Raw genomic sequence first — 11,929 nt, forward strand, 5'->3', positions numbered from 1 at the left:
TCACCACTCCACGCTACGACGGGCCGCCGATCCGCGTCACCCGGCGTGCTCCTCCAGACCGACACTCAGGCATCCGTCACCTCTCGGTAACTTGACCTCCTCCCGGCCCTGAAGGTCCGGGATTCTGACTGGACCGCTCACGCGGCCCATCCAGAGTTCTCACTTTCGTGAGCGCACCTTGCGGTGCCCACACCTTGCGGTGTGGCCCCCGGTCCGGGGGTGGGCGCGGGCCGAGCCCGGGCCAAGACTATTTCCGCAGCATTATGGTCCGCATGGTCGCCGTGACCACACGCGACGCAAAGGAAAACCGTTTGGCTCTGGCGGTTTTCCTTTGCCGTGTGGCCACACTTACGGCACTCTTGGCTGCTGTACCTTGCCGGCACCTCGACAAGCGTGGTGCCGCAAGCTTTCATCTTGTGTCCCAACCGCTTAGCGAACATGCCCCAGCAGTTGGCGTAAATACCCCTGTTGAGGCCCGCCTTGGCGGCCGCCCCGTTAGGCAGGTACTGGCCGGGATTATCAGGGTCCGGTTTGGGTTTGGGGCGCCGCACCATGTTACGGATGTGCAGTTCCTCGGCTGAGACGAAGTCGTAGCTAGCCGCGATCCTGGTGGTGATCTTCTCCACCCAGTCGCGGCGACGGTCGGCCACCGTCTGGTGCAACGTGGCGATCCGCGTAACCGTCGCCTTGCGGCGGGCACTGCCTTTGCCGCGGCGCGCTTTCTCACGTTGCAGTCGCGCCAGTTTCGCCTGCTCACGCTTGCGCATTCTCGGCGCACGAAACATCTGGCCGTCCGAGGTGGCGATGGTAGTCGCCACGCCGCGGTCGATGCCGAGTGATCGGCCTGTCCTGCCGGCATCGCCCACCGCCGGTTGCGGCGCGGGGAAACTCACATGCCAGCGCCCGCCGCCGCCGCGGGTGATCCGAGCCATGCCCAGCTTGCCCGCTGGCAGCGCCCGCGACAGCTTGAACTTCACCCAACCCAGCTTCGGCACGGCGATGCGCGCCCACTGGCGGTTGTGGACCTGCACTTTGGTGTCGCGCACGCAGAAGCCTTCCGACTTACCGCGCTTGCGCCACGTCGGCTCGCCGGCGATGCCGTCGAAACAGGCTCGGGCCGCCCGGTCGAAATCGCGTAACGCTTGCTGCTGCACCGCCGACGACCCGCCGGCCAGCCACGCGAACTCCTGACGCGCTTCGGCGAGCTGTTTTTGCCGCGCGGCCGGACCCGGCGCCGAACGTCCCGTCGTGCCACGCTCGCGCCGCTGGCGGTAGCGGAACTGTTCGACCGCCAGGTTCCACACGTAGCGTGCGTCCGCGCAGTGGCGTTCGGCCATGAAGACAGCCTGTTCCCCGGTTGGGTACAGCCGGTAACGGTTCGCCACACCGACAACCTAACCTCAGGTACCGACAGATGGGCTTACCCACCAGATAAAGTGGGCGACTCCACCAATATAGGCTTGGTCTATATTTTCTTCTACGGACTATCGGCGCGGCCGAAGCGCTGTATACGCGCTACACGCGCACTTGGTCTTTGTCACGAAGTATCGGCGTGGTGTCCTCACTGACCAGCTGCTGACCCGATGCGAAGAAGTGATGCGCGAGGTCTGCGTCGACTTCAACACGACGCTGGTCGAATTCAACGGCGAACACGACCACGTACATCTGCTGGTCGAATACCCGACCACCGTGCAGCTCTCGAAGCTCGTGAACAGCCTCAAGGGTGTGTCGGCCCGACGGCTGCGCTACGAATTCACCTATTGGGTGAACCAGCACTCCATGAACGGGCACCTATGGTCGCCGTCCTACTTCGCCGCATCCTGCGGCGGCGCACCTTTGTCGATCATCGCCCAATACATCGACCAACAGCGCCGACCCCCGAGTGGTCCCGGCAGGCCGAAAGTGACGCGCTAACCCGGCCCTCAACGGCCGGGCTTGCGCGCTACGACACCCGGTCAATGATGTGGGGCACGACCGGCCGCATGTGCGCACTTCGGCGCGTCGTCTCGGCAGTCGCGGGTGCGTCGACCGGCTTGGGCACGACGGCGTGCCGGTGCGGGCTCAGACCTGGGACCCGACGGTCAACCTGTTCCGGCTCAGCTTCGACGTCGACCCCGACGCGCGCCGTGCGGTCGCGGAGATCGCGGCGTTCGCCGGCCACGCGACCAGCATTGACCACCGCGAAAGTGCAACTCGCGACGCGTTTCTCGAGTAACGGCGTCGCCAGTTGCGCTTTCGCGGCCGGCCGGGCCCGACGCCCGCCCTGATGCAGGTCCCCGGCCCGCATCTGCCGCAGCGTCAGGACGACGAGATTGTGCCGGAACAGCTGCCGGGCATCAGTGCGCGAAGTGCCGCGCGCCGGTCAGGTACAGCGTCACCCCGGCGTCGGCCGCGGCGGCGGTCACCTCGTCGTCGCGCACCGAGCCGCCGGGGTGCACGATCGCCGTGACCCCGGCGGCGGCCAGGGTCTGCAGCCCGTCGGGGAACGGGAAGAACGCATCCGAGGCCGCCACCGCGCCACGAACCCGCTCCCCGCCGCGCTCGACCGCCAGCCGCGCGGCGTCGACCCGATTGACCTGCCCCATGCCGATGCCGACGGTGGCGCCGTTGGCGGCTATCACGATCGCGTTGGACTTGACCGCGCGGCAGGTCCGCCAGGCGAACACCAAGTCCGCCAACGTTTCCGGCGGCGCCGGCGAGCCGGCGCCCAGCGTCCAGTTGACCGGGTTGTCGCCGGGTGCGTCCACGCGATCACGCTGCTGCATCAGCAACCCGCCGCTGACCTGCCGCAGCTCGGGGCCACTACCGAGCGGCTCGGAAGCCACCAGCACCCGGATGTTCTTCTTGCGTGCCAGCACGTCGACGGCGCCGGGCGCATAGGCGGGCGCGACGATCACCTCGGTGAAGATCGTGCTCACGTATTCGGCCATTTCGACGCTGACCTCGGTGTTGGCCGCGACCACGCCGCCGTAGGCGCTGCCCGGGTCGCAGTCGTGAGCCTTGCGGTGCGCGTCGGCGACCGAAGCCGAGGAGATCGCGATGCCGCACGGGTTGGCGTGCTTGATGATCGCCACACAGATCTGTTCGTGGTCGAAGGCCGCCCGCCACGCCGCATCCGAGTCGGTGAAGTTGTTGTAGGACATCTCTTTTCCGTGCAGCTGCTCGGCCTGCGCCAGACCGGGCCAGGCAGCGGCGTCGTGAAAGAGCGCCGCCTGCTGATGCGGGTTCTCGCCGTAGCGCAGCACCGCCGAACGACGCCACGTCCCGGCGAACCATTCCGGGAAAGCCATCTGGGGTTGCTCGGGGGCCAGCGTCGAGCCCATCCAGCCGGCGACCGCGACGTCGTACTCGGCGGTATGCCGAAATGCCAGAGATGCCAGCTTCTTTCGCTCGGCCAGAGTGAACCCGCCGCCGGCTACGGCGGCCAGCACGCCGTCGTAGCCGCGCGGGTCGGTGACCACCGCCACGCTGGGGTGGTTTTTCGCCGCGGCCCGCACCATCGACGGCCCACCGATGTCGATCTGCTCAATGCACTCGTCGACATCCGCGCCCGAGTCCACGGTCTCGGCGAACGGATAGAGGTTGACCACCACCAGGTCGAACGCGGCGATCCCGAGCCGCTCGAGCGCAGCGGCATGCTCGGGCTTGCGCAGGTCGGCCAGTAGCCCGGCGTGCACGTGCGGATGCAGGGTCTTGACCCGCCCGTCGAGCACCTCCGGGAAACCGGTGACCTCTTCCACCGGTGTGACGGGAATCCCCTTGTCGGCAATGGTTTTCGCCGTTGAGCCGGTCGAAACGATGCCGACGCCGCCCTGGTGCAGCCCGCGAGCCAGGTCGACCAGCCCGGTCTTGTCGTACACGCTGATCAGCGCACGCCGGATCGGCCGTCTCGTGTCCACCCCGCTGTCCAGGCTCATCCGATGGTCGCCTTTCTACCGCTCCAGGTCACACCGCGGGCGGCCACCGCGGCCACCACGTCCACCAGCAGCCGCCGCTCGACGACTTTGATCCGTTCGTGCAGGGTCGCCTCGTCGTCGTCGTCGAAAACCGGCACCGCCCGCTGTGCCAGTATCGGTCCGGTGTCGGTGCCGGCGTCGACCAGGTGGACCGTGCAGCCGGTGATCTTGACGCCGTGGGCCAGCGCCTCGGCCACCCCGTGGGCGCCGGGGAATGCCGGGAGCAGCGCCGGATGGGTGTTGACGATACGCCCTGCAAAATTCGAAAGGAACTGGCGGCCAAGGATTTTCATAAAGCCGGCCGAGACCACCAGGTCGGGCGTATGGGCCGCGGTGGCAGCGGTCAGTGCCGCGTCCCAGGCGTCGCGTCCCGGGTGGTCGGCCAGCCGCACGGTGAACGCCGGCACCGCCGCCGCGGCAGCGACCGCAGCGGCCCGGCAGTCGCGGTCCGCGCCGACGGCGACCACCCGCGCAGGATAGTCGCCCACGGCGGCGTCGAGCAGCGCCGCCAGCAGCGAACCCGAGCCCGAGGCCAGCACCACCACCCGAGCCGGTGCACTGGGGGGCACGCAAAGTGGTTGCTGCACAACGCGAGCCTAGTCGTCGTGTGACGGCGGCTGGTCCGTGGCCGCCTCGGCCTCACCGGCGACGGCCGCCTCGGGATCGGCGACGGCCGCCTCGGGATCGGCGACGGGCACCTCGGCCTCGCCGGCGACGGCCACCTCGGCCTCGCCGCCCGCGTCCTGGATCGGCTCGGCCGGCACGGCCGGCCTGGGCCGGCGCAAGATGCCGCCGGCCATCGCCACCGTCGTACCGCCGACGGCGGCGAACCAGACGAACACCGCGGTCCCGAAGGTGGCGTGGTCCACTCCGACGTCGCCGAAATTGCCCAGCTGCCCGCCGGCGGCGACACCGAGCAGCGCCATCGCCAGCGCCGAGAGCAACGCCGCGACAAGCAGCTTGGCCATCGCGACGACGGTCGGCAGCGGCCGTCGTGCGCATTGCTGTCCGACCGCGACACCGGAGGCCGCGCCGACGATCAGCAACGCGACCCACACTGGTCCGAGCGGCGGATGGGGCGCGGCAGCCAGCACCGGCAGGGCCGGAACGTCGCCGCCGAACACCGTGAACGAGCTGAACGTCGCAAAGCCCAGATGCACGCTGGACCCCACCGCGACCGCGGCGGTACCGACGATGACGTTGGGCGCATACAGCACCGACAGCACGGTGAGGCTGAACTGGCCGAATATCGAGTCGGTGATCGCGAACAGCTCGTGCATCGTCGACCAATGCACCACCAGCGACCCGGCCGTCACCACCCCGGACAGGCCGAGCAGCGCCAACACGCCGGCCGTCGCGGCCCGCAGCGAATCGGCCAGCCACCCGGGCAGCGGCGAGGCCGCCAACGTCCGCCGGCCCACCCGCGAACCGACCCCGATCGCCGCGCCCACCGCGTGGACCACCAGCACGCTGAGGAACGCGCGCAACGCGCTCGGAGTCTGCAGCTCGGTGATCACCGATGCGGCGTCGTGAACGACCGCCAGCGCGATGGCGGCAATCAGCAACGGCCCCCCCAGCGCGGAGGCCACCACCCAGCGGATCACGAACCACGACGCGGTCGGGGCGGTGACGTGGGCCGTGGTGCGCGCAGTCCCCCACACCATCGCCAGCGTCGGCAGCAGCGGCAGCACACCCAGTTCGCGGCCGGCGATGGAGATCGGGACCTGGTGCACCCCCAGCCACATGCTGGCGATGGCCCCCGACGCTCCCGTCATGTCGCTGTTGGCGATCACAAGCTCCAACAGCGTCACCGCGGCAATGACGACCAGTGCGACCAATGCCGGGCCGAACGCGACCCGTAGCAGCTCACGGGCCTGGCGTGGGCCCGTCGCGGGATTGTCGGCCACCCGCGTCACTCGTCGCGCAGGCGCTGGAACACCGCGCTAGGACTCAGAGGGGCCTGACGATGGCGCCTGGGACTGCTGACCCTGGCCATACGACTGCTGAGCTTGCCCGGCACCGCTGTGGTTGCCGGGCTGGCCCGACGTCCCGGAGCCCGACCCCGCCGACGGAGGCGGGCTGTAGCTGGGGTAACCGCTGGGCGGGGTGGGCGGCCCTTGCTGCGACGACGCCTGTTGCGAGCCGTGCTGCCGCCCGGCCTGGGCGTTGTGCTGCGGCCCGGGTGCGCTGAATCCTCCGGTGGAGGGTCCGGAACTCTGGTAGCCGCCGTACTGCGAGCCGTACCCGGGTTGCTGGGGCTGGTAGGAGCCGGGCTGCTGGTAATAGCCGCCGTACTGCCCGTACTGGCTGTACTGCTGGTATGTGTGCCGCGGCGCCGGCGCGGTGATGACGCCAGCGTCGAGCAGCAGTGCCGCTGTGGCGGTAATCGCCTGCAACATCGTCAGGGCCAACACGAGCCACAACGCCCAGCCGATCGCGAAACCGTTGGGCTTGCTGACCGTCTGGGCGACTACCAGCAGAGCTCCCAGCACCGCGATCACCCCGGTGACCGCGGCGTAGTTCTTCGCCTTCGACACGACGTCGACGGCGGCCAGCAAAGCCGCCAGCAGCGCCGCGACGGCGGCCAGCAGGGCGGCGGGGGTCAACAGGCTGAACGCGCTGGTGACGGAGATGCTCGGCAGTTCGACACCCAGCGGGCCGCTCTGACCGCCGGTGGTGAACAGCGTGCCGAAACTGAACAGATAGGCCGCCGCGCCCAGTGCCGTCACCCCGACTGTCAGGTAGAGCGCCATCCTGCTGGTGCTGCTGTCGGGTTTGGCAAACGACGGCGTAAAGACGTTCCCGTAGGGGCCGGGCGACTGTGCGGGCTGATATCCGGGACCGCCGGACGAGTAGGTCATGGCTTCTCCTGTGCCTTCCAGTTTTCGGCGCCGCTGCCGTACGACGCTGGGCTCCCCACGCGCCGCATCCCGCGACACTACATCGGACCGTTCGTCAATGCTGGGACGGCCGGCTCGGGCGCCGCGACAGTTGCGGACCCCTACGCTAGCGCACCCTCGGCGCGCGGCACGGGCTGTCGGCGTATGCCCCGCAGCACGCCCCGGCCTTGCCCGCCAGATTGGAACACGTTCTAATTCAGTGCATGGACTACGGGCTTGTGCTCTTCACGAGCGATCGCGGCATTTCCCCGGCAGCCGCAGCCAGGCTTGCCGACGATCACGGCTTTCGTACCTTCTACGTGCCCGAACACACCCACATCCCGGTCAAGCGCCATGCCGCCCACCCGACGACGGGCGACGCATCTCTGCCCGACGACCGCTACATGCGCACCCTGGACCCGTGGGTTAGTCTGGGCGCGGCGTGCTCGGTCACCACCCGGGTTCGGCTGTCGACCGCGGTGGCACTGCCGGTGGAACACGATCCGATCACGCTGGCCAAGTCGATTGCCACCCTCGACCATCTGTCCGGCGGCCGGGTGAGCCTGGGCGTGGGATTCGGCTGGAACACCGACGAACTGACCGACCACGGCGTGCCACCCGCGCGGCGCCGCACCATGCTGCGCGAATACATCGAGGCGATGCGGGCACTGTGGACCCAGGACGAAGCCGCCTACCAGGGCGAGTTCGTCGAATTCGGGCCGAGTTGGGCCTGGCCCAAGCCGGTTCAGCCGCACATTCCGGTTCTGGTGGGCGCGGCCGGCACCGAGAAAAACTTCCGGTGGATCGCACGCAGCGCCGACGGCTGGATCACCACCCCGCGCGATGTCGACATCGACGAGCCGATGACGTTGTTGCAGGACATCTGGGCGGACGCCGGCCGCGACGGGGCACCGCAAATCGTGGCGCTGGACGTCAAACCGGTGCCCGAGAAGCTGGCGCACTGGGCCGAACTCGGTGTCACCGAGGTGCTGTTCGGTTTGCCGGACCGTTCCGAAGCCGAGGTGGCCGGCCATGTGGAGCGGCTGGCCGGCAAGCTGGCCGCGCTAGTCTGACCGCTCAGGTCTGACCGCGCTGGTCTGACCGCGCTGGTCTGACCGTTCAGGGCTAACCGCTCAGGGCAGCACGCAGCGGTTGCCGTAGTCGAACGACCGAACCAACACCGGCCGCCCGAGCGGGTCGCCGTCGGTGAGCAGCGCGATGAACTCGTCGTCCTCGGTGGTCGCCAGGAACCGGCTGTCGTCGGCGGCGAGCCGGCCGACGACGATCCCGGTCGGCTTACCGCCGTCCCGGCGGACGGTGTATGTCTCGACCGTGCCGGTCCCGTCGGCACGCTCGGTCACCGCCACGGTCGGCGCCCCGGCGATCCGGGCCTGAAGTTGCCCGCTGCGATCCGGCTGCCATGGCGCCGCCGTGGTCGAGTAGACGCCGACCGAGTACTTGCTCATCATGCCGCCGTTGGCCCCGACCAGCCCGAATTCACCTGGCGCGTGGCGCATCGCGGCGACGGTCTCGGCGACGGCGTGCATCGAGTAGTTGTTGCCCGCGCCGCCGAAGAACGGCAGGCCGCCGGTCAGGGTCAGCCCCCGCGGGTCGTCCGGCGCGATGCCCGCGCCGTCGCAGATGTTGAACACCGGGACCGGGAAGCAGCTGTACAGGTCGAAGGTGGCGACGTCGTCGATCCCGATGCCGGCGACCCTCAACGCCTCGCGCACCGCCAGCACCGCCGCTGGCGAGTGCCCGAGATCCGGGCGGTCCAGCAGGCTCTTCTCCTGCAGATCGGCGTGACCGTGCAAGTACACCCAATTCTCCTCGGGCACAACGAGTTTACGCGCCGACTCCACCGACATCAGCAGCGCGGCCGCGCCCTGGTTGACTTGGTCGCGAGCCACCAGCAGCCGCGGGTAGGGCTCGGAGATCATCCGGTTGCTCTCGGTGACGGTGATCAGTTCCTCGACGCTGCGCTCGACCGGCGCGGCCGCGAAAGGGTTGGCGGCGGCGACGGTGGTGAACGGCGCGAACAGCTGCCCCATCGCACGCAGATACTCGGCCGGCGACAGTCCGGTGCCGGCCCGCCGGGCGTTCTCCAGCAGCGCGTACTGGGTGGGCGCGTCGATCAGACCGTGGATCACGGTGTAGCGGCTGATAAGTCCGTCCAGACCGTGACCGCGGTCTTCGAGCGTGCCGTCGACAGTTTCGGAGAAGTTCGGGCGGTTGTCGGACCCGGCGAAGTAGCGGGTGGTCGACGTCGCATCCGAACCGGCGATCAGCGCAACCTGGCAGCGGCCGGCGGCGATCTCGGCGGCCAGCTCGTTGATCAGGTGCTGCGGGCTCTGCCCGCCGACGATCTCCAGGATCGCGCGGGCGGGGGCGGCGCCGATCCGGTTGGCCACCGAGCGGGGGTAGTTGTTCGACGCCCCCAGCACCGGGCGGACATGCGGGCCGGAGATCTCGAACTGCCGCACACCGGCGACGGTGTCGATCGCCGCGGCCACCGCGGCGGCGTCGGCGCCGCAGTCCTCCAGCGCGGCCCGCGCACCCGCGGTGGCCAGCTCGACGGCCGACATGGCGCGGTAGTAGCTGTCGTCGATGCGTTCCGCGGCCTGCCCCACACCGACGACGACGGGGGTGCGCGGGTCAAGCTTCACCGGCTTCGCAGAACCTTCCGGGCCAACGTCGCCGTCTCCGACGGAGTCTTGCCGACCTGGACACCGGCCGCCTCCAGGGCGTCCTTCTTGGCGGCCGCGGTGCCCGACGAACCGGACACGATCGCGCCGGCGTGGCCCATCGTCTTGCCCTCCGGGGCGGTGAATCCCGCGACGTAGCCGACGACCGGCTTGGAGGCGTTGGCCTTGATGTAGTCGGCTGCGCGTTCCTCGGCGTCGCCGCCGATCTCGCCGATCATCACGATGAGCTCGGTGTCCGGGTCCTGATCGAATGCTGCGATGGCGTCGATGTGGGTGGTGCCGATCACCGGGTCGCCGCCGATGCCGATCGACGTGGAGAACCCGAAGTCGCGCAGCTCGAACATCATCTGGTAGGTCAGCGTGCCCGACTTGGACACCAGCCCGATCGGGCCGGGCCCGGTGATGTTGGCCGGGGTGATGCCCACCAGTGCCTGACCGGGGGTGATGATGCCGGGGCAGTTCGGGCCGATGATGCGGGTCTTGTTGCCCTTCGAGACGTTGTAGGCCCAGGCGTAGGCGGTGTCCTGCACCGGGACGCCCTCGGTGATGACGACCAGCAGGCCGATCTCGGCGTCGATCGCCTCGATGATGGCGTCCTTGGCGAAGCGCGGCGGCACGAAGATGATCGACACGTCGGCGCCGGTCTTGTCCATCGCCTCTGTGACACCGCCGAACACCGGCAGATCGACGCTCTTGCCGTCCTTGTTCTCGTGCGTCACGGCGGTGCCGGCCTTGCGGGCGTTGACGCCGCCGACGATCTGGGTGCCCGCCTTCAGCATCCGGGCGGTGTGGATGGTGGCCTCGCTGCCGGTGATGCCCTGCACGATGACCTTATTGTCCTTATTGACGAAGATCGACATCGGATCAGGCGTCCTTTCCGGCCGCAGCCTGGTGGGCCAGCTCAGCGGCCTTGTCGGCGGCCTCGTCCATGGTGGGCACCAGGGTCACCAACGGGTGGTTGGCCGCGGCGAGGATGCGCCGCCCCTCGTCGACGTTGTTGCCGTCGAGCCGCACCACCAGCGGCTTGGTGGCGTGGTCGCCCAGCATCTGCAGGGCCGCGACGATGCCGCCGGCCACCGCGTCGCAGGCGGTGATGCCGCCGAACACGTTGACGAACACGCTGTTGACCTGGCGGTCGCTCAGGACGATGTCCAGCCCGGCGGCCATCACCTCGGCCGACGCGCCGCCGCCGATGTCGAGGAAGTTGGCCGGTCTGACCCCGCCGTGCTTCTCACCGGCGTAGGCGACGACGTCCAGCGTCGACATCACCAGGCCCGCGCCGTTGCCGATGATGCCGACCTGCCCGTCCAGCTTGACATAGTTGAGGTCGTGTTCCTTGGCCTTGAGCTCCAGCGGGTCGGTGGCGTCGCGGTCCTCGTACCGGGCGTGGTCGGGCTGGCGGAAGTCGGCGTTGGCGTCCAGGGTGATCTTGGCGTCCAGCGCCAGGATCTGGCCCGGGTCGTCCTCACCACGGGGGGGCGTCCGGACCAGCGGGTTGACCTCGACCAGCGTGGCGTCCTCGGCCACGAACACGTCCCAGAGCTTGGCGATGGTAACCGCCGCGGCGTCGAGCACCTCGGCCGGCAGGTGTCCCTGCTCGGCGATCGACCGGGCGAATGCCTGGTCGACGCCCGTGACCGCGTCGACCGGCACCTTGGCCAGCCGGTCGGGGGTGGTGGCGGCGACCTCTTCGATGTCCATGCCGCCCTCGACGGAGCACATCGCCAGGTAGGTGCGGTTGGCCCGGTCGAGAAGGAACGAGATGTAGTACTCCTCGGCGATGTCGCTGGCCTCGGAGACGAGCAGCTTCTTGACGATGTGCCCCTTGATGTCCAGCCCGAGGATGTTCTGCGCGTGGGTGTAGGCGTCTTCGGGGGTTGCGGCGTACTTCACGCCGCCCGCCTTGCCCCGACCGCCAGTTTTGACCTGCGCTTTGACCATGACGGGCCGGCCGATCTCCTCGGCGATCGCCCTGGCGCCCTCGGCGCTGTCGGTCACCCGTCCGGGCGAACCGGGCACGTTGTGCTTGGCGAACAACTCCTTCGCCTGATACTCGAATAGGTCCATGGGCTCGCTAACTGTGTCGGCGTTCTGTCTGTGGCGGCGTTGACGATTGCGGAACTCGAAGGCGTTGCGGAACGTGCAGGCACTGTCTCGAAGGCACTGTCTCGAAGGCTTGTCTCGAACGCACTGTATCGGCTCGCCGGGACGGTCCCGACGTCGCGTCCGGGGACGGGCCACCCGCAGTGCCCGGCCGGGCCGCGGCCGTGTCGTCGCCCGGTGATCCAGATCACAATCCGTGTCGGATTTTCCCGGCGGGTTGCGTGCCTGCGTGCTGTGCGGTTACCGTCTCAAGGTCCTGATAACGTTTTGGTCACGACCCGAGGAC

11 protein-coding genes are annotated in these 11,929 nt (G+C 69.0%); 3 read left to right on the forward strand and 8 right to left on the reverse strand.

Annotated features, from left to right (window positions below):
• Positions 1 to 137: 137 nt before the first annotated feature.
• The gene (locus ABDW21_RS13920; RefSeq protein ID WP_343710582.1) at positions 138 to 1,385 is read right to left on the reverse strand and encodes a transposase; all 1,248 of its coding nucleotides are present in this window, start codon (positions 1,383 to 1,385) and stop codon (positions 138 to 140) included.
• Between the two features lie 82 nt (positions 1,386 to 1,467).
• Here ABDW21_RS13920 and tnpA point away from each other — a divergent pair, with 82 nt between their 5' ends.
• Together tnpA and ABDW21_RS13930 are read left to right on the forward strand one after the other, a co-directional pair.
• Positions 1,468 to 1,914, forward strand: coding sequence for an IS200/IS605 family transposase (gene tnpA, locus ABDW21_RS13925; protein ID WP_343710584.1), 447 nt, complete (start codon positions 1,468 to 1,470; stop codon positions 1,912 to 1,914).
• Positions 1,915 to 2,053: 139 nt separating this feature from the next.
• Complete coding sequence (locus ABDW21_RS13930) at positions 2,054 to 2,215, forward strand: hypothetical protein (protein WP_343710583.1); 162 nt, start codon at positions 2,054 to 2,056, stop codon at positions 2,213 to 2,215.
• A gap of 121 nt (positions 2,216 to 2,336) precedes the next feature.
• Here ABDW21_RS13930 and purH read toward each other — a convergent pair whose 3' ends face one another.
• The 4 genes from purH to ABDW21_RS13950 are packed head-to-tail and all read right to left on the reverse strand — an operon-like array spanning position 2,337 to position 6,817.
• Complete coding sequence (gene purH / locus ABDW21_RS13935; protein ID WP_343602741.1) at positions 2,337 to 3,917, reverse strand: bifunctional phosphoribosylaminoimidazolecarboxamide formyltransferase/IMP cyclohydrolase; 1,581 nt, start codon at positions 3,915 to 3,917, stop codon at positions 2,337 to 2,339.
• On the reverse strand, positions 3,914 to 4,543 hold the full coding sequence (gene purN / locus ABDW21_RS13940; protein ID WP_343602738.1) for a phosphoribosylglycinamide formyltransferase: 630 nt from the start codon (positions 4,541 to 4,543) through the stop codon (positions 3,914 to 3,916). Before purN ends, purH begins: the two co-directional genes overlap by 4 nt.
• A gap of 9 nt (positions 4,544 to 4,552) precedes the next feature.
• A complete protein-coding gene (locus ABDW21_RS13945) occupies positions 4,553 to 5,863 on the reverse strand; it encodes a DUF6350 family protein (RefSeq protein ID WP_343602737.1) in 1,311 nt (436 codons plus the stop codon).
• A 36-nt stretch (positions 5,864 to 5,899) separates the two neighbouring features.
• The gene (locus ABDW21_RS13950; protein WP_343602736.1) at positions 5,900 to 6,817 is read right to left on the reverse strand and encodes a DUF5336 domain-containing protein; all 918 of its coding nucleotides are present in this window, start codon (positions 6,815 to 6,817) and stop codon (positions 5,900 to 5,902) included.
• Positions 6,818 to 7,059: 242 nt separating this feature from the next.
• Between ABDW21_RS13950 and ABDW21_RS13955 the strand changes: the two genes are divergently transcribed.
• Complete coding sequence (locus ABDW21_RS13955; protein ID WP_343602734.1) at positions 7,060 to 7,908, forward strand: LLM class F420-dependent oxidoreductase; 849 nt, start codon at positions 7,060 to 7,062, stop codon at positions 7,906 to 7,908.
• A gap of 60 nt (positions 7,909 to 7,968) precedes the next feature.
• Here ABDW21_RS13955 and ABDW21_RS13960 read toward each other — a convergent pair whose 3' ends face one another.
• The 3 genes from ABDW21_RS13960 to sucC are packed head-to-tail and all read right to left on the reverse strand — an operon-like array spanning position 7,969 to position 11,607.
• Positions 7,969 to 9,501, reverse strand: a complete 1,533-nt coding sequence (locus tag ABDW21_RS13960; protein ID WP_343602733.1) for an acetyl-CoA acetyltransferase — start codon at positions 9,499 to 9,501, stop codon at positions 7,969 to 7,971.
• Positions 9,498 to 10,400 carry a succinate--CoA ligase subunit alpha gene (gene sucD, locus ABDW21_RS13965; protein WP_343602731.1) on the reverse strand — a complete coding sequence of 301 codons (903 nt, stop codon included), beginning with the start codon at positions 10,398 to 10,400 and terminating at the stop codon, positions 9,498 to 9,500. The genes ABDW21_RS13960 and sucD overlap by 4 nt, the downstream gene beginning before the upstream one ends.
• A gap of 4 nt (positions 10,401 to 10,404) precedes the next feature.
• Positions 10,405 to 11,607 (reverse strand): ADP-forming succinate--CoA ligase subunit beta, encoded by a 1,203-nt coding sequence (gene sucC / locus ABDW21_RS13970; RefSeq protein ID WP_343602729.1) that lies wholly within the window; start codon positions 11,605 to 11,607, stop codon positions 10,405 to 10,407.
• Between the last annotated feature and the right edge of the window lie 322 nt (positions 11,608 to 11,929).

Origin of the sequence: Mycobacterium sp., assembly GCF_039583805.1 — a bacterium.
In the GTDB taxonomy this organism is placed as follows: domain Bacteria; phylum Actinomycetota; class Actinomycetes; order Mycobacteriales; family Mycobacteriaceae; genus Mycobacterium.